The sequence below is a fragment of the Pseudomonas sp. p21 genome (assembly GCF_001642705.1).
In the GTDB taxonomy this organism is placed as follows: domain Bacteria; phylum Pseudomonadota; class Gammaproteobacteria; order Pseudomonadales; family Pseudomonadaceae; genus Aquipseudomonas.
In genome coordinates, this window is sequence record NZ_LWBV01000001.1 from 499,417 (window position 1) to 517,641 (window position 18,225).

The following is an 18,225-nucleotide window of genomic DNA, read 5'->3' on the forward strand; positions in this document are numbered from 1 at the left end:
GACTGCAAACAACACAAAAAACACAGCCTCACTGAGCTAAAGGACACTTCATGCAAGACCAGAGCACGCCCGAGCGGTTACAGCGCGGGCTGAAGAATCGCCATATCCAGCTGATCGCGCTGGGCGGGGCCATCGGTACCGGGTTGTTCCTGGGCATCGCCCAGACCATTCAGCTGGCCGGCCCCTCCGTGCTGCTGGGCTATGCCATTGCCGGCCTGATGGCTTTCCTGATCATGCGCCAGCTCGGCGAAATGGTGGTGGAAGAGCCGGTGGCTGGCAGCTTCAGCCACTTCGCCCACCAATACTGGAGCGAGTTCGCCGGCTTCGTCTCGGGCTGGAACTACTGGGTGGTGTACGTGCTGGTCGGCATGGCCGAGCTGACGGCGGTGGGCATCTACGTGCAGTACTGGTGGCCCGGCTTCCCCACCTGGGCCACGGCGGCGATCTTCTTCGTGGTGATCAACCTGATCAACCTGACCCAGGTGAAGGTCTACGGCGAGATGGAGTTCTGGTTCGCCCTGGTCAAGGTGGTGGCCATCGTCAGCATGATCGGCTTCGGCGCCTGGTTGCTGACCAGCGGCCATGGCGGCCCGGACGCCAGCGTAGCCAACCTCTGGCAGTACGGCGGCTTCTTCCCCAACGGTGTCACCGGCCTGGTGATGGCGCTGGCAGTGATCATGTTCTCGTTCGGTGGCCTGGAGCTGGTGGGTATCACCGCCGCCGAGGCCGACAACCCGCGCCAGAGCATCCCCAAGGCCACCAACCAGGTGGTGTACCGCATCCTCATCTTCTATATCGGTGCCCTGGCCGTGCTGCTGTCGCTGTACCCGTGGCAGAAGGTGGTGCAGGGTGGCAGCCCGTTCGTGATGATCTTCCACGAGCTGGACAGTGACCTGGTGGCGACCATCCTCAATATCGTGGTGCTGACGGCCGCGCTGTCGGTGTACAACAGCTGCGTGTACGCCAACAGCCGCATGCTGTTCGGCCTGGCCAGCCAGGGCGACGCACCGCGGCAGCTGCTGAAGGTAAGCCGTAGCGGCGTGCCGCTGACCGCGCTGGGCGTGTCGGCTTTCGCCACCGGGCTGTGCGTGCTGATCAACTACCTGATGCCGGGTGAAGCCTTTGGTTTGCTGATGGCCCTGGCCGTGTCGGCGCTGGTGATCAACTGGGCGAGCATCAGCATTACCCACCTGAAGTTCCGCAAGGCCAAGCTGGCGGCCGGGATTACCCCGTTCTACAAGAGCTGGGGGCACCCGGTCACCAACTACCTGTGCCTGGCGTTCATCGTGCTGATCCTGGTGGTGATGTACCTGACCCCGCCGATTCGCATTTCGGTGATGCTGATACCGGGGTGGATCCTGGTGCTGTGGGTGGCCTTCAAGATGAAGAAGGCTCGCCAGGCCAGGTAGGTAACACAGTACTGGCCTCTTCGCGGGTAAACCCGCTCCCACAGGATTACGCAGGCTCCGAAAGCTGTGCGGTACCTGTGGGAGCGAGGCTACCTATTGATAACTGTCGATCACTTCCTGCGCTGCACGGAAAGCATCGATTGCCGCCGGCACCCCCGCATACACCGCGCAATGCAGCAGCGCTTCGCGAATTTCCTCCACCGTACAGCCATTGTTCAACGCCCCGCGCACATGCCCCTTGAGCTCCTGCGGGCACTTGAGTGCCGTCAGCGTGGCCAGGGTAATCAGGCTGCGGGTTTTCAACGGCAGCCCGTCGCGAGCCCACACGCTGCCCCAGGCATGTTCGTTGACGAAGTCCTGCAGTGGCTGGGTAAAGTCGGTGGCATTGCCCAAGGCGCGGTCGACGAACACATCGCCCATCACCTGGCGCCGAATCTGTTCGCCGGTTTTCTTGCTATCAGCCATGTTGTTTTCCTTAGTGTTGGCGGCGCCAGGCTCGTACGGTGGTGTACAGCAACACCATGGCGAGCACCGGCAGTACGTAGAACAGCATCAACCGCTCCAGGCGGCCGGCCAGTGGCATGCCCATGGTAAACGCTGCCACGTGTAGCCCGTAGGCCAGGTACAGGCAGAGGAACACCAGGCCTTCGGCGCGGGTGATGCGGTAGCCGGAATAGAACACCGGCAGGCTCAGCACGGCAACACCGAGCATCACCGGCAGGTCGAAGGCCAAAGCGTTGGGCGAGATCGACAGCGGCTCGGGGGTGACCACTGCGGTCAGGCCCAGCACGGCCAGCAGGTTGAACAGGTTGCTGCCGATCACTGTGCCTACGGCGATTTCCCGTTCGCCGCGCAGGGCGGCGATCAGCGCGGCGGCCAGTTCCGGCAGGGAGGTGCAGATGGCAACGACGGTCAGGCCGATGATGCGCTCGGACAGGCCCAGGTCGGTGGCCACTTCTACGGCGGCCTCTAGCAACAAATGGCCCGCCAGGCTCAACAGGCCCAGGCCGGCCAGCACCTGCAGCAGCGTGCCCGACCAGAAGCGCCCGGCGCCGTTTGTGACGGCGGCCGGAGCGGGGTAGGTGCGTGCGTAGTGGCGCGACTGGTGCCAGAGTATCGCCAGGTAGCCGGCCAGGCCGATCAGCAGCAACACGCCTTCGACCCGGCCCAGGTGGCCGTTGGCGGATAACGCGTAGACCAGGGCGCTGGCGACGATCATCAGTGGAATGTCCAGGCGTACCAGTTGCCGCGACACGCGCAGCGGGATGATCAGGGCGGCCAGGCCGAGAATGACCAGTACGTTGAAGATATTGCTGCCGATTACGCTGCCCACCGCCACATCCGGCACGCCCTGGTAGGCAGCCTGCAGGCTCACGGTCATTTGTGGGGCGGTGCTGCCGAAGGCCACCAGGCTCAGGCCGATGATCAGCGGGCGTACGTGCAGGCGCTGGGCCAGGCGCAGGGCTGCGCGCACCAGCAGTTCGGCACCGCCGACCAGCAACAGCAGGGCGATACCCAGTTGCAGGAGGCTGAAGGTGGGAAGGGTGGCGAGGTCGAAAATGGTCGGACTCCTGTCGCGTCAGTCGCTAAGCCCTTGTACCCGCACGCGCGCGGTTCCGCTACGGATCATGCCGATTTTTTCTGCGGCGGCACGTGATAGATCGATCAGGCGGCCGCGGGTGTGTGGGCCACGGTCGTTGATGCGTACCACGACGCTGCGCTGGTTGGCCAGGTTGGTCACCCGTACCCGGGTGCCGAAGGGCAGGCTGCGGTGGGCGGCGGTGAGGCCGTGCTGGTTGAACGGTTCGCCGCTGGCGGTGCGTTTGCCATGGTGGCGCGCGCCGTAATAGGAGGCGGTGCCGGTCTTGTCGTAGCCGTCGGGGTCGACGTCGACGTCCTGGCTGGCGCAGCCGGCCAGCAGGGAGAGGAGGGCGAGGGTGCTCAGGGATCGTTTTAGCAATTCAGATGCTCCGATATGGCCCATTCGCGGCTAAAGCCGCTCCCACAGGTATATCACCGCTGTCGAGAGCAGCGCTGTACCTGTGGGAGCGGCTTCAGCCGCGAACGAGGGCGAAGCCCTCGCAGGACTACAGGGATAAAACAATCACCCTTCGAGCTTGGCCTTGAGCAATTGGTTCACTTGCCCCGGGTTGGCCTTGCCTTTGGAGGCTTTCATCGCCTGGCCGACGAAGAAGCCGAACATCTTGCCACGCTTGGCCTCGTCGGCTGCGCGGTACTGTTCGACCTGCTCGGCGTTGGCCGCCAGCATTTCGTCGAGCATCTTGTCGATCGCACCGGTATCGGTGACCTGCTTCAGGCCTTTGCTTTCGATGATGCTGTCGGCATCGCCTTCACCGGCAGCCATGGCCTCGAACACGGTCTTGGCGATCTTGCCGCTGATGGTATTGTCGCGAATACGCAGCAGCATGCCGCCCAGTTGGGCGGCACTGACCGGCGCCTGGTCGATCTCGATGCCCAGCTTGTTCAACAGGCTGCCCAGTTCGACCATGACCCAGTTGGCAGCCAGCTTGGCATCGCCGCCGATCTGCACCACTTCTTCGAAGTAGTCCGCCTGTTCGCGGCTGGATGCCAGCACGTTGGCGTCGTAGGCCGACAGGCCGTACTGGCTCTGGAAGCGCTCGACCTTCTGCGTTGGCAGCTCCGGCAAGCCGGCACGGACGGTTTCGAGGAAGCTGTCCTCGATGACCACCGGCAGCAGGTCCGGGTCGGGGAAGTAACGGTAGTCGTTGGCTTCCTCCTTGCTGCGCATGGAGCGGGTCTCGTCTTTGTTCGGGTCGTACAGGCGGGTTTCCTGCACCACTTTGCCGCCATCCTCGATCAGGTCGATCTGGCGCTGGATCTCGCTGTTGATCGCGCGCTCGATGAAGCGGAACGAGTTGACGTTCTTGATCTCGCAGCGGGTGCCGAACTCGGCCTGGCCTTTCGGGCGGATCGACACGTTGCAGTCGCAGCGCAGCGAGCCTTCGGCCATGTTGCCGTCGCAGATGCCCAGGTAACGTACCAGCGCGTGGATCGCCTTGACGTAGGCCACCGCTTCCTTGGCGCTGCGCATGTCCGGCTCGGAAACGATTTCCAGCAGCGGGGTGCCGGCACGGTTCAGGTCGATGCCGGTGGAGCCGCTGAAGTCTTCGTGCAGGCTCTTGCCGGCGTCTTCTTCCAGGTGCGCGCGGGTTACCCCGATGCGCTTGATGGTGCCGTCTTCCAGGGCGATGTCCAGGTGGCCCTTGCCGACGATCGGCAGGTCCATCTGGCTGATCTGGTAGCCCTTGGGCAGGTCCGGGTAGAAGTAGTTCTTGCGCGCGAACACGTTGCGCTTGCCGATCTCGGCATCGATGGCCAGGCCGAACATGCACGCCATGCGCACGGCTTCCTGGTTCAGTACCGGCAGTACGCCGGGCATGCCCAGGTCAACCAGGCTGGCCTGGGTGTTCGGCTCGGAGCCGAAGGTGGTGGCGCTGCCGGAGAAGATCTTCGACTGGGTGGCGAGCTGAGTGTGGATTTCCAGCCCGATCACAACTTCCCATTGCATGTGTGAATTCCTCAGAAGCCGTTGGGGGCGCGGGTGTGCCAGTCGGTCACTTGCTGGTAGCGGTGCGCGACGTTGAGCAGGCGGCCTTCCTGGAAGTATGGCGCCAGCAGTTGCACGCCGACCGGCAGGCCGTCGACGAAGCCGGCTGGCATCGACAGGCCCGGCAGGCCCGCCAGGTTGGCGGTGATGGTGTAGACGTCTTCCAGGTAGGCGGCGACCGGGTCGCTGCTCTTGGCGCCGAGCTTCCAGGCCGGGTTTGGCGTGGTCGGGCCGAGGATCAGGTCGACGTCGTTGAAGGCGGCCATGAAGTCGTTCTTGATCAGGCGGCGGATCTGTTGCGCCTTCACGTAGTAGGCGTCGTAGTAGCCAGCCGACAGGGCGTAGGTGCCGACCATGATGCGGCGCTGCACTTCGACGCCGAAGCCTTCGCCACGGGAACGCTTGTACAGGTCGGTGAGGTCTTTCGGGTTTTCGCAGCGGTAGCCGAAGCGCACGCCGTCGAAACGCGACAGGTTGGACGAGGCTTCAGCGGGGGCGATCACGTAGTAGGCCGGGATGGCGTGCTGCATGTTCGGCAGGCTGATTTCCTTGACCACCGCGCCGAGCTTTTCCAGTTCCTTGACGCTGGCCTGGACCAGGTCGGCAATGCGTGGGTCCAGGCCGGCACCGAAGTATTCCTTCGGCAGGCCGATGCGCAGGCCCTGCAGCGAAGCATTCAGGTTGGCGCTGTAGTCCGGCACCGGCTCTTCGATGCTGGTGGAGTCCTTGGCGTCGAAGCCGGCCATGCCTTGCAGCAGCAGGGCGCAGTCTTCGGCGGTGCGGGCCAGCGGGCCACCCTGGTCGAGGCTGGAGGCGTAGGCGATCATGCCCCAGCGCGACACGCGACCGTAGGTCGGCTTGAGGCCGGTGAGGTTGGTCAGTGCCGCCGGCTGGCGGATCGAGCCGCCAGTGTCGGTGCCGGTGGTGGCTGGCAGCAGGCGCGCAGCCACCGCCGCGGCCGAGCCGCCCGACGAGCCGCCCGGGACGTGCTCGAGGTTCCAGGGGTTCTTCACCGCGCCGTAGTGGCTGGATTCGTTTGCCGAACCCATGGCGAATTCGTCCATGTTGGTCTTGCCCAGGGTGACCATGCCGGCATCGGCCAGCTTGGCAACCACGGTGGCGTCATACGGCGCCTTGAAGTTGTCGAGCATCTTCGAGCCGCAGCTGGTGCGTACGCCGTTGGTGCAGAACAGGTCCTTGTGGGCGATCGGGGCACCCAGCAGCGCGCCGGTTTCGCCAGCGGCGCGACGGGCGTCGGCGGCACGCGCCTGGCCCAGGGCCAGGTCTTCGGTGACGCTGATGAAGCTGTTGATTTGCGGGTCGAGCTGCTTGATGCGCGCCAGCAGGGCGCCGGTCAGCTCTTCGGAGGAAAACGACTTGTCGGCGAGTCCGCGGGCGATCTCGGCCAGGGTCAATTGATGCATGGCAGGCTCTATCCCTTACTCGATGACTTTCGGAACCAGGTACAGACCGCTTTCGGTCGATGGCGCGATGGCCTGATAGGCGTCGCGCTGGTTGCTCTCGGTGACCTGGTCGGGACGCAGGCGCTGGCTGGCCTCCAGGGGGTGGGCCAGTGGCTCGATGCCAGTAGTGTCGACCGCTTGCATCTGGTCGACCAGCCCGAGAATGCTGTTCAGTGCGTCGGTAATGCGTGGCAGTTCGCCATCATTCAGGCCCAGACGGGCCAGATGGGCGATCTTTTCCACGTCGCAGCGTTCAAGCGCCATGGGGATCTCCAGGGGAAACAAAGACCGGAATTTGGCTCCGGAGTGAGGAACATGTCAGCTTTCTGGCGGTCTAACGGCCGCGAAATTCTGCTGGCATGCTCGGAAAAACAGCCAATTTAACATATTGGCTCCTTGCCCAAAATCCCTGCCATTGTTAGAGTTTGCCGCACTTTTTTACCCACGCTTTCCCCAGGGTCACTTTCCCATGTTCAAGAAACTGCGTGGCATGTTTTCCAGCGATCTGTCCATCGACCTGGGTACTGCCAACACCCTTATTTACGTGCGTGAGCGCGGTATCGTCCTGAATGAGCCCTCGGTTGTTGCCATCCGTACCCATGGCAACCAGAAAAGCGTCGTCGCCGTCGGTACCGAAGCCAAGCGCATGCTGGGCCGTACGCCTGGCAACATTGCTGCCATTCGTCCGATGAAGGACGGCGTCATCGCCGACTTCAGCGTCTGCGAAAAAATGTTGCAATATTTTATCAACAAGGTGCACGAGAACAGCTTCCTGCAGCCGAGCCCGCGCGTGCTGATCTGCGTGCCATGCAAGTCGACTCAGGTAGAGCGCCGCGCCATTCGCGAGTCGGCCCTGGGTGCCGGTGCCCGTGAAGTGTTCCTGATCGAAGAGCCGATGGCCGCCGCCATCGGTGCCGGCCTGCCGGTCGAAGAGGCCCGCGGTTCGATGGTCGTCGATATCGGTGGTGGTACCACTGAAATCGCGCTGATCTCCCTGAACGGCGTGGTCTATGCCGAATCCGTCCGCGTTGGCGGCGACCGCTTCGACGAAGCCATCGTCACCTACGTGCGCCGCAACTACGGCAGCCTGATCGGCGAGTCCACCGCCGAGCGCATCAAGCAGGAAATCGGTACTGCCTACCCGGGCGGCGAAGTACGCGAAGTCGACGTGCGCGGCCGCAACCTGGCCGAGGGCGTACCGCGTGCCTTCACCCTGAACTCCAACGAAGTGCTCGAAGCGCTGCAGGAATCCCTGGCGACCATCGTCCAGGCGGTCAAGAGCGCCCTGGAGCAATCGCCGCCCGAGCTGGCCTCGGACATCGCCGAGCGTGGCCTGGTGCTGACCGGTGGTGGCGCGCTGCTGCGTGACCTGGACAAGCTGCTGGCCCAGGAAACCGGCCTGCCGGTGATCGTCGCCGAAGACCCGCTGACCTGTGTCGCCCGTGGCGGCGGTCGCGCCCTGGAGATGATGGACAAGCACGCGATGGACCTGCTCTCCAGCGAGTGATCCCGCTCGCTGTTCACGAGCGCCCGGTTTACAGGTAGTACGCACAGTGCTACCTGTATGTGCTGGGCTGGCGCCCGTTCGGGGCGCCGTATCCGTCAACCCGCAACCAGGCTGGTGCGTTGTCCCATGTCCAATGACCTCCTGAGTCGTCCACGAGGAACGGCCCATTAAACCGCTTTTCTCCAAGGGCCCTTCGCTGGGCGTTCGCCTGCTCGTCCTGGTGGTGATGTCGGTCGCGTTGATGGTTGTCGACGCGCGCTTCGACGTGCTCAAGCCGGTGCGCAGCCAGATGGGCCTGGTACTCATGGAGTCGTACTGGATCACCGACCTGCCGCAGCGTGCGTGGCAAGGTGTGGCCGGCCAGTTCGGCAGCCGCACCGAACTGATCGCCGAAAACGAAAAGCTCAAGACCGAAGCCCTGCTGTTGCAGGGGCGCCTGCAGAAGCTGGCGGCCCTGACCGAGCAGAACGTGCGCCTGCGCGAGTTGCTCAACTCCTCGGCGCTGGTCAACGAAAAGGTCGAAGTGGCCGAGCTGATCGGTGTCGACCCCAACCCGTTCACCCACCGTATCCTGATCAACAAGGGCGAGCGTGATGGCGTGTTCCTGGGCCAGCCGGTGCTCGATGCCCGTGGCCTGATGGGCCAGGTGGTCGAGCTGATGCCCTACACTTCGCGGGTACTGTTGCTGACCGATACCACCCATAGCATCCCGGTGCAGGTCAACCGCAACGGCCTGCGCGCCATCGCCAGCGGCACCGGCAACCCGGAGCGCCTGGAGCTGCGCCATGTGGCCGATACCGCCGACATCAAGGAAGGCGACCTGCTGGTCAGTTCCGGCATGGGGCAACGTTTCCCGGCCGGCTACCCGGTGGCCACGGTCAACGAAGTGATTCACGATTCCGGCCAGCCGTTCGCCATCGTTCGCGCCATCCCCACCGCCGCGCTCAACCGCAGCCGCTACATGCTGCTGGTGTTCAGTGACCGACGTACCCCGGAGCAGCGCGCCACCGATGCCGGCATCGCCCAGGAAGAGGCTGACCGCAAGGGCGCCTCGGCCCCAGGCCAGCCGGCCACGACGGGCGAGCACGTTGCACCGGCGCCTGCCGCGCCGGCCACACCTGCGGCCCCGGTAGCCCCGGCTGCGCAGCCTGCAGCCCCGGCGGCCGCACCTGCTACGCCGGCTGCCGCACCCGCTCACACCCGGAGGCAATGATGGCTGCATCACGCCGCAACAACGGCTGGGTCATCTGGCTGACTTTCGCCATCGGCCTGCTGCTCAGCGTCTCGCCCATGCCGCAGTTCATGGACGTGTTCCGGCCCATGTGGCTGGCCTTGCTGGTGTCGTTCTGGACCCTCGCCGTGCCGAACAAGGTCGGCATGACCACCGCGTTCGTGCTGGGCCTGGCCGAGGATGTGCTGTACGGCACCCTGCTGGGGCAGAACGCGCTGATCCTCACCCTCATCACCTTCCTGGTGCTGTCCTTGCAGCAGCGCCTGCGCATGTTCCCCATGTGGCAGCAGAGCCTGGTGATCCTGGTGATCTTCGGCATCGCCCAGCTGATCCAGCTGTGGCTCAGCGCGCTGACCGGCAATCGCCTGCCCACCCTGGCGCTGGTCTGGTCAGCGGTGATCAGTGCCTTGCTCTGGCCGTGGATCAGCTTCGCCCTGCGCGACCTGCGCCGACGCTTGCATATCAATTGACGGCGCCGCCGCGACTGACAGGGAGATGTCTGCATGAACCCACTATACCTGGCCTCCGGCTCGCCCCGTCGTCGTGAACTACTGACCCAGATCGGTGTGCCGTTCAGCGTCGTCAGTGCCCCCATCGATGAAACCCCGCTGCCCAATGAAAGCGCCCCGGCCTACGTCGAGCGCCTGGCCCGGGCCAAGGCTGCCGCCGGCCTGGCTAGCCTGGAACCTTCAGTGCAGGCCATTCGCGGGCATGCCCGCTCCCACAGGTACAGCGCCGACCCTGTGGGAGCGGGCGTGCCCGCGAAGGCCCCAAAGGGGCCCGCTGTAGTGCTGGGCGCAGACACCGCCGTGGTGCTCGATGGTCGTATTCTCGGCAAACCGGAAAACCGCGAAGATGCCCTGGCCATGCTGGCCGACCTGTCGGGCCGCGAGCACCAGGTGCTGACCGCGGTCGCCCTCAGTGATGGCCAGCGCGTGCACAGCCTGTGCGTCACCAGCAAGGTGCGCTTCCGTGCGATCAGCGCCGATGAAGCGCAACGCTACTGGGCCAGCGGCGAGCCCGCGGACAAGGCCGGCGGCTATGCCATCCAGGGCTTGGGCGCGGTGTTTGTCACCGGCCTTTCCGGCAGCTACTCGGCGGTGGTCGGCCTGCCCCTCTGTGAAACGGCCGAACTGCTTGGCCAGTTCGGCATCGCCTGCTGGCAATCGCCCGCGCATACGCCAGAGGTAACAAACCAGCGGTAGCCAGCACTGCATACGCCATCCATCATTACCCAAGACCTTTGACGAGAGCCTGCCATGAGTGAAGAGATCCTGATCAACATCACCCCGATGGAGTCACGCGTGGCGGTGGTGGAAAACGGGGTGCTGCAGGAAGTGCACGTCGAGCGCACCCAGCGCCGGGGCATCGTCGGCAATATCTACAAAGGCAAGGTGGTGCGCGTGCTGCCGGGCATGCAGGCGGCCTTCGTCGACATCGGCCTGGAGCGGGCGGCGTTCATCCACGCCTCGGAAATATCCCAGCGCGAAGGCTCGGCGGTAGAAAACATCACCGCCCTGGTGCATGAAGGCCAGGCCCTGGTGGTACAGGTGACCAAGGACCCGATCGGCACCAAGGGCGCGCGCCTGACCACCCAGCTGTCGATCCCGTCGCGCTACCTGGTGTACATGCCGCGCAGCAGCCATGTCGGCATTTCCCTGAAGATCGAAGACGAAGCCGAGCGCGAGCGCCTCAAGCAGGTGGTCAGCGACTGCATGGAAAGCGAGAACATCAAGGACGCCGGCGGCTTCATCCTGCGCACCGCGGCCGAAGGCGCGCGCGCCGAAGAGATCCTGCAGGACATTCGCTACCTGCGCCGCTTGTGGGAGCAGATCGGCACCCAGATCAAGACCTGCGGCGCGCCCACGGTCATCTACGAGGACCTGGGCCTGGCCCTGCGTACCCTGCGCGACCTGGTCAACCCGAAGATCGAGAAGATCCGCATCGACTCGCGGGAAACCTTCCAGAAGACCACGCAGTTCGTTGGCGAGCTGATGCCAGAAATCGCCGACCGCCTCGAACACTATCCGGGCGAACGGCCGATCTTCGACCTGTACGGTGTCGAGGACGAGATCCAGCGCGCGCTGGAGCGCAAGGTACCGCTCAAGTCCGGTGGCTACCTGGTGGTCGATCCGGCTGAAGCGATGACCACCATCGATGTGAACACCGGCGCCTTCGTCGGCCATCGCAACCTTGAAGAGACCATCTTCAAGACCAACCTCGAGGCCGCCACCGCCATCGCCCGGCAACTGCGCCTGCGCAACATTGGCGGCATCATCATCATCGACTTCATCGACATGGAAGACGAGGAGCACCAGCGCCAGGTGCTGCGCACCCTGGAAAAGCAGTTGGAGCGCGATCACGCCAAGACCAACATCATCGGCATCACCGAACTAGGGCTGGTGCAGATGACCCGCAAGCGCACGCGGGAAAGCCTGGAGCAGGTGCTGTGCGAGCCCTGCCTGGCCTGCCAGGGCCGCGGCAAGCTGAAAACCCCCGAGACCATCTGTTACGAAATCTTCCGCGAGATCCTGCGCGAGGCCCGTGCCTACCAGGCCGAAGGCTACCGCGTGCTGGCCAACCAGAAGGTAGTCGACCGGTTGCTGGATGAAGAGTCCGGTAACGTCGCGGAGCTGGAGGCCTTCATCGGCCGAACCATTCGTTTCCAGGTGGAGTCGATGTATTCGCAGGAACAATACGATGTGGTGCTGCTCTGAGGCCTTCTGAGACGCGCCGCGGGTGGACCGGGCTGGCAAAACCGGTACCACGGGCCATCATGGATAAACGACCTGGAGGGCCATGGCCATGGGACGTCTGACCCGCGTTCTTGTCGCCTTGACCCGCTGGGGCCTGGGCGTTTGCGCCCTGCTGGCGGTACTGGTGGCGCTGTATGTCAGCCTCGGTCGCGAACTGGTGCCGTTGGTGGCCGAGTACCGCGCCGATGTGGAGGCGAAGGCCGAGCAAGCCTTGGGGTTGCCCGTGCACGTCGGTGCCCTGGAAGGCCGCTGGAGCGGCCTGGCGCCGGTGCTGCGGGTGCGCGACCTGCAACTGGGCGAGGGGGCCACGGCCCTGCGCCTGGACGACGTCAAGGTAGTACCCGATGTCTGGGCCAGCCTCACCGCCCGCGAAGTACGCCTGGCACGCATTCAGCTGGGCGGCCTGCAACTGATCCTGCGCGAGAACGAGCAGGGGGCCTGGAGCCTCGAAGGCTTGCCAAAGCAGAACGATGCGCCGCTCGACCCGGCCGAGTTGCTGCAGCGCCTGCGCCAGCTGGGCCGCATCGATGTGTTCGACAGCCAGGTCACCCTGCACCCCTGGCAGCGCGACCCGCTGACCCTGACTTACGTGAGCGCCGGCCTGCAGGCCGGGGCTTCGCGCCAGGCCCTGGACCTGCGCGCGACCCTGCCCGATGGCCAGCCGCTGGCGCTGAACCTGCGCAGCCGTGCGTCGGCCAACGCCTGGCGCGACGGCCAGGTCGAAGCCTACCTGAGCCTGCCGCAGAGTGACTGGGCGCGCTGGCTGCCGCCTCGCCTGCTGGGCCAGTGGCATGCCGACGCCTTGCGGGCGGGCGGCGAGTTCTGGGTCGACTGGCGCAACGGGCAGTTGCAGCAGGCCGTGGTGCGCCTCAATGCACCCGAGCTGCAGGGCGCCTATGCCGGGCGCAAGGCGGCCACACTGAACAACCTGGCCCTGGGCGCCTGGTTCCAGCGCCAGGAGCAAGGCTTCGATGTGGTGGTTGATTCCCTGGCCATGGACATCGGCAAGACCCGTTGGGAGTCGCACCTGCAATTGCAGCAGCGCCCCGGCGAGGACGCAGCCGCGGAAAGCTGGCAAGTGCAGGCCGACCGCCTCGACCTCACGCCGTTGACCCCGCTGATCGATGCCCTGGCGCCGTTGCCGGACAAGGTCATGGCCGTGGTCGACGGCCTGAAGGTGACCGGCGCACTGCGCAATGTGCGCCTGCAAGCCCGGCCCAAGGCCGAGGGTGACCAGCGCCTGCAGTTCGAGGCCAACCTGGAGAAGGTCGGCTTCAACGCCTATCACAATGCCCCGGCAGCCGGTAATGTCAGCGGCAGCATCAGCGGTGACCTTGGCCATGGCGAACTGCGCCTGGATACCGAGGCATTCATGCTGCACCTGTACCCGATCTTCGCCAAACCCTGGCACTACCAGAAGGCCAATGCGCGCCTGACCTGGGCCTTGGACAAGGACGGTTTCACCCTGGTCGCGCCTTACCTCAAGGTGCTGGGCGAGGAGGGCAAGATCGCCGGTGACTTCCTCATTCGCCTGTTGTTCGAAGAGGGCCGCGAGGACTACATGGACCTGCGCGTCGGCCTGACCGAAGGCGATGGTCGCTACACCGCCAAGTACCTGCCCGAGGTGCTCAGCCCGGCCCTCGACGAATGGCTGCGCAGTGCGATCGTCAAAGGCACGGTGGACGAAGGCTACTTCCAGTACCAGGGCTCGCTGAACCATGGCGTCGCACCGGAAGCCCGCAGCATCAGCCTGTTCTTCAAGGTGCGTGATGCAGCCCTGGACTTCCAGCCGGGCTGGCCGCAGGTGCAGCACGTGGATGGTGATGTGTTCATCGAGGACAGCGGTGTGCGCATCAAGGCCCAGCGCGGCGTGCTGCTCGACACCAAGGTCAGTGATGTGAGTGTCGATATCCCGCATGTCGACGAGGGCCAGCAAAGCCACCTGTACCTCGATGGCGACTTCGACGGCAGCCTGGGCGATGGCCTGAAGATCCTCAAGGAAGCGCCAATCGGCACCGGTGAGATCTTCGCAGGCTGGGAGGGCGAGGGGCCGCTCAAGGGCAAGGTCAAGCTCGACATTCCGCTGGCTCGCGGGGAACGGCCGAAAGTGCAGGTGGACTTTGCCACCAGCGATGCGCGGCTGAAAGTCGCGCCGCCGAGCCTGGAGTTGAGCCGCCTGAAGGGTGACTTCAGTTTCGATTTCGACAAGGGCCTGAGCGGCAAGGGCATCAGCCTGCAGGCCTTCGGCAAGCCGGTAACGGCGCAAATTACCGCCGAAGGCCAGCCAGGGCAGATGCAGACCCGCATCAACGCCAATGGCCAGGTCTCGCTCAAGGCGCTGACCGACTGGCTGCAGTTCAACAAGCCCTTGCCTGCGTCCGGCGACCTGCCGTACCAGTTGCAGGTCAGCTTGGGTAGCCGGGACAACCGCCTGAGTGTCACCTCCAACCTCAAGGGCCTGGCCATCGACCTGCCGGCACCGTTCGGCAAGGCGGCGGCGGATACCCGTGACAGCCGGTTCAGCATGAATCTGCAAGGCCCGGAACGGCGCTTCGATGCTGTGTACACCGACCTTGCCCGCTTTGCCTACGCTGCGCCTGCCGACAAACTGGCCCAGGGCCGTGGCGAGTTGTTGCTGGGCGCAGGTGACACCCAGCTACCTGCCGGCCAAGGCCTGCGGGTACGCGGGCGCCTGGAGGCACTGGACCTGGTGCCCTGGCAAGAGCAGGCGGCGCGGTTGGCCGGTGACGACCCGGGCGGTAGCGCGCGGCAGAACCTGCAGGGCGTTGACCTGAGTATCGGCCAGTTGAAAGCCTTTGGCCTGGACCTGAACCAGGCCGTGGTGCGCCTGGCCCGTGGTGGCCCGGCCTGGGATCTGCGCCTCGACAGCAAGGAGGTCATCGGCAACGCCCGGGTGCCGGATGCCAAGGGCGCGCCCATGGTCGTGCGCCTGCAGACCTTGCGCCTGCCCGCCGCCAGCGCAGCTGAAAAGCAGGCCGAGGCACAGGCCGAGGAGGGGCCGGACCCGCTGGCCTCGTTCGACCCGCGCAAGGTGCCAGCGCTGGACCTGAGCATCGACAAGCTCTACCGCGGTGACGACCTGTTCGGCAGTGCGTCGCTCAAGCTGCGGCCGACCGCGCGCGGCGTGACCGCCAGCGATATCGACCTCGATTTCAAGGGCCTGCGTATTGATGGTGGTGGCGGTTGGGAAGGCGAACCAGGCAGCACCAACAGCTGGTACAAAGGGCGCCTGGATGGCAAGAACCTGGCGGATGTGCTCAAGGCCTGGGGCTTTGCCCCGACCGTGACCAGCCGCGACTTCCGCCTGGATGTGGATGGCCGCTGGCCGGGTTCGCCGGCCTCGGTGAGCCTCAAGCGCTTCTCCGGCAGCATGGACGCGGCGCTGCGCACCGGCCAGTTCGTCGAGGTCGAAGGCAGTGCCCAGGCGCTGCGGGTGTTCGGCCTGCTCAACTTCAACTCCATCGGCCGACGCTTGCGTCTGGACTTCTCCGACCTGTTCGACAAGGGCCTGGCCTACGACCGGGTCAAAGGCTTGCTTGTGGCCAGTGACGGTGTCTACGTGACCCGCGAGCCAATCACCGTGACCGGTCCGTCGAGCAACTTCGAGCTGGACGGTACCCTGGACCTGGTGCGCGACCGGGTCGATGCCAACCTGCAGGTGAGCCTGCCGGTGACCAACAACCTGCCGCTGGCGGCCCTGATTGTCGGCGCGCCGGCCGTGGGCGGGGCGCTGTTCCTGGTCGATCGGCTGATCGGTGACCGCGTGTCGCGCTTCGCCAGCGTGCACTACCGTGTCGAAGGTCCGGTGAAAGAGCCTAGAATCACATTTGTGAAACCTTTCGAGAAATCCCGCTAGGAGTGCCCATGAAGGCAGCGGTAATCCAGATGGTCAGCCAGGACGATGTGCTGGCCAACCTGCAGCGCGCCGGTGCCCTGCTGGAGCAGGCCGCGTCTGGCGGTGCACGGCTGGCCGTGCTGCCGGAAAACTTCGCCGCCATGGGCCGCAAGGACGCCGCTGCCATCGGGCGCGCCGAAGCGTTGGGCGAAGGGCCGATCCTGCCATGGTTGAAACGCACCGCCCGCGACCTCAAGTTATGGATTGTCGCCGGTACCTTGCCATTGCCACCGGTCGGCCAGCCCGAGGCCAAGGCTCATGCCTGCTCGCTGCTGATCGACGAACACGGCGAGGTAGCGGCACGCTATGACAAGCTGCACCTGTTCGACGTCGACGTTGCCGACAACCGTGGCCGCTATCGCGAGTCCGACGACTACGCACACGGCGCCCAGGTGGTGGTGGCTGATACGCCGGTGGGGCGGCTGGGGCTGAGCGTGTGCTACGACCTACGCTTCCCCGAACTGTACAGCGCGCTGCGCGCCGCCGGCGCGGAGCTGATCACTGCGCCGGCCGCGTTTACTGCGGTAACGGGCGCGGCGCACTGGGAAGTGCTGGTGCGCGCCCGTGCCATCGAGACCCAGTGCTACCTGCTGGCTGCGGCCCAGGGTGGTACCCACCCGGGGCCACGGGAAACCCATGGCCATGCGGCGATCGTCGACCCTTGGGGGCGCATCGTCGCGGAACAGGCGCAAGGTGAAGCGGTACTGCTCGCCGAGCGCGACATTGACGAACAAGCGTCCATCCGGGCGCGCATGCCGGTGGTATCGCACCGGCGCTTTTTCTCGCAGGGCGCGTTGCGGCCTGCGCACACCTCGGAGTGACTATGAGCCAGATGTTATCCACCGTCAGTGAGCAGCTCCTGGCCCCAGGCGGCTTGACCCTGGACAGCCTGCAGAGCGTGCTGGGTGAGTTGGCTGGCCCCGGCATCGATGCCGCCGACCTGTATTTCCAGGGCCAGATCTCGGAAACCTGGGCGCTGGAAGACGGCATCGTCAAAGAGGGCAGTTTCAACCTCGACCAGGGCGTGGGCGTGCGTGCCCAGTCCGGTGAAAAGACTGGCTTCGCCTACAGCAACGCGATCAACCTCGAGGCGCTGACCTCGGCCGCCCGGGCCGCCCGTTCGATCTCGCGTGCCGGGCAGAACGGCAAGGTACAGGCCTTCCGCAGCCAGGACGTGACCGCCCTTTATTCGGCGGACAACCCGCTGGATGTGCTCAGCCGTGCCGAGAAGGTCGAGCTGCTCAAGCGTGTCGACGCCGCTACCCGTGCCCTGGACCCGCGTATCCAGCAGGTCAGTGTGAGCATGGCCGGGGTCTGGGAGCGCATCCTGATCGCTGCGGCCGATGGCAGCCTGGCCGCCGACGTGCGCCCGCTGGTGCGCTTCAACGTCAGCGTCATCGTCGAGCAGAACGGCCGCCGCGAGCGTGGCGGGCAGGGCGGTGGCGGGCGTACCGACTACCGCTTCTTCACCGAGGAACGGGTCATGGGCTATGCCCGCGAAGCGCTGCGCCAGGCCCTGGTGAACCTGGAAGCGATCCCGGCCCCGGCCGGTACCCTGCCGGTGGTGCTGGGTTCGGGCTGGTCAGGCGTGCTGCTGCACGAGGCTGTCGGCCATGGTCTGGAAGGTGACTTCAACCGCAAGGGCAGCTCGGCGTTCAGCGGCCGCATTGGCGAGAAGGTGGCGTCGAGCCTGTGCACCATCGTCGACGACGGCACCCTCGAAGGCCGCCGTGGTTCGCTGAGCGTGGACGATGAAGGTACTCCGACCGAGTGCACCACGCTGATCGAGAACGGTGTGCTCAAGGGCTACATGCAGGACAAGCTGAACGCGCGCCTGATGGGCATGGCGGTGACTGGCAACGGCCGCCGTGAATCCTACGCGCACCTGCCGATGCCGCGCATGACCAACACCTACATGCGTGCCGGCGACAGCGACCCGCAGGAAATCATCGCTTCGGTGAAGAAGGGCATCTACTGCGCCAACCTCGGCGGTGGCCAGGTGGACATCACCAGCGGCAAGTTCGTGTTCTCGACCAGTGAGGCCTACCTGATCGAAGACGGCAAGATTACCGCGCCGGTGAAGGGGGCGACCCTGATCGGCAATGGCCCGGAGGCGATGAGCCGGGTGTCGATGGTCGGTAACGACCTGGCGCTGGACAGCGGGGTAGGGACTTGCGGCAAGGACGGGCAGTCGGTGCCGGTCGGGGTCGGGCAGCCGACCTTGAAGCTGGATGCGATTACCGTGGGCGGTACAGGGGCGTGATGGCCATCTGGGACCGCTTTGCGGTCCTTTCGCGACGCAAGGCCGCTCCCACAGGGACCGCGCCGTGCAGAAATGGCAGCGCACTTACTGT

15 protein-coding genes are annotated in these 18,225 nt (G+C 65.2%); 9 read left to right on the top strand and 6 right to left on the bottom strand.

The features are described 5' to 3' along the window. Positions 1–50: 50 nt before the first annotated feature. Positions 51–1,409, top strand: coding sequence for an amino acid permease (locus A4C63_RS02375; RefSeq protein WP_013971058.1), 1,359 nt, complete (start codon positions 51–53; stop codon positions 1,407–1,409). A 93-nt stretch (positions 1,410–1,502) separates the two neighbouring features. Here the strand turns inward: A4C63_RS02375 and A4C63_RS02380 are convergent, their stop codons facing one another. The 6 genes from A4C63_RS02380 to gatC form a co-directional block, all read right to left on the bottom strand. After that, positions 1,503–1,874 (bottom strand): carboxymuconolactone decarboxylase family protein, encoded by a 372-nt coding sequence (locus A4C63_RS02380; RefSeq protein WP_063911346.1) that lies wholly within the window; start codon positions 1,872–1,874, stop codon positions 1,503–1,505. Positions 1,875–1,884: 10 nt separating this feature from the next. Beyond that, the gene (locus A4C63_RS02385) at positions 1,885–2,928 is read right to left on the bottom strand and encodes a calcium/sodium antiporter (RefSeq protein ID WP_063911347.1); all 1,044 of its coding nucleotides are present in this window, start codon (positions 2,926–2,928) and stop codon (positions 1,885–1,887) included. A 60-nt stretch (positions 2,929–2,988) separates the two neighbouring features. Continuing rightward, positions 2,989–3,369, bottom strand: coding sequence for a septal ring lytic transglycosylase RlpA family protein (locus A4C63_RS02390; protein WP_172827467.1), 381 nt, complete (start codon positions 3,367–3,369; stop codon positions 2,989–2,991). 144 nt (positions 3,370–3,513) lie between these two features. Continuing rightward, on the bottom strand, positions 3,514–4,959 hold the full coding sequence (gatB, locus tag A4C63_RS02395) for an Asp-tRNA(Asn)/Glu-tRNA(Gln) amidotransferase subunit GatB (protein WP_063911349.1): 1,446 nt from the start codon (positions 4,957–4,959) through the stop codon (positions 3,514–3,516). 11 nt (positions 4,960–4,970) lie between these two features. Then, positions 4,971–6,422 (bottom strand): Asp-tRNA(Asn)/Glu-tRNA(Gln) amidotransferase subunit GatA, encoded by a 1,452-nt coding sequence (gene gatA, locus A4C63_RS02400; protein ID WP_063911350.1) that lies wholly within the window; start codon positions 6,420–6,422, stop codon positions 4,971–4,973. A 15-nt stretch (positions 6,423–6,437) separates the two neighbouring features. Next, complete coding sequence (gene gatC / locus A4C63_RS02405; protein ID WP_003255165.1) at positions 6,438–6,725, bottom strand: Asp-tRNA(Asn)/Glu-tRNA(Gln) amidotransferase subunit GatC; 288 nt, start codon at positions 6,723–6,725, stop codon at positions 6,438–6,440. A gap of 205 nt (positions 6,726–6,930) precedes the next feature. Here gatC and mreB point away from each other — a divergent pair, with 205 nt between their 5' ends. The 8 genes from mreB (at position 6,931) to tldD (ending at position 18,134) form a co-directional block, all read left to right on the top strand. Then, positions 6,931–7,968 carry a rod shape-determining protein MreB gene (mreB, locus tag A4C63_RS02410; protein WP_003255163.1) on the top strand — a complete coding sequence of 346 codons (1,038 nt, stop codon included), beginning with the start codon at positions 6,931–6,933 and terminating at the stop codon, positions 7,966–7,968. Positions 7,969–8,194: 226 nt separating this feature from the next. Further along, on the top strand, positions 8,195–9,181 hold the full coding sequence (gene mreC, locus A4C63_RS02415) for a rod shape-determining protein MreC (protein WP_063911351.1): 987 nt from the start codon (positions 8,195–8,197) through the stop codon (positions 9,179–9,181). Next, positions 9,181–9,669, top strand: coding sequence for a rod shape-determining protein MreD (mreD, locus tag A4C63_RS02420; protein ID WP_063911352.1), 489 nt, complete (start codon positions 9,181–9,183; stop codon positions 9,667–9,669). Before mreC ends, mreD begins: the two co-directional genes overlap by 1 nt. A 33-nt stretch (positions 9,670–9,702) precedes the next feature. Continuing rightward, on the top strand, positions 9,703–10,404 hold the full coding sequence (locus tag A4C63_RS02425; protein WP_063911353.1) for a nucleoside triphosphate pyrophosphatase: 702 nt from the start codon (positions 9,703–9,705) through the stop codon (positions 10,402–10,404). 54 nt (positions 10,405–10,458) lie between these two features. After that, on the top strand, positions 10,459–11,916 hold the full coding sequence (gene rng / locus A4C63_RS02430) for a ribonuclease G (protein ID WP_013971067.1): 1,458 nt from the start codon (positions 10,459–10,461) through the stop codon (positions 11,914–11,916). Between the two features lie 82 nt (positions 11,917–11,998). After that, entirely contained in the window at positions 11,999–15,832 is a 3,834-nt protein-coding gene (locus A4C63_RS02435) for a YhdP family protein (protein ID WP_063911354.1), read from the top strand. 8 nt (positions 15,833–15,840) lie between these two features. Then, positions 15,841–16,692 carry a carbon-nitrogen hydrolase family protein gene (locus A4C63_RS02440; protein WP_015269054.1) on the top strand — a complete coding sequence of 284 codons (852 nt, stop codon included), beginning with the start codon at positions 15,841–15,843 and terminating at the stop codon, positions 16,690–16,692. Between the two features lie 2 nt (positions 16,693–16,694). Then, the gene (gene tldD / locus A4C63_RS02445; protein WP_063911355.1) at positions 16,695–18,134 is read left to right on the top strand and encodes a metalloprotease TldD; all 1,440 of its coding nucleotides are present in this window, start codon (positions 16,695–16,697) and stop codon (positions 18,132–18,134) included. Positions 18,135–18,225: the final 91 nt, after the last annotated feature.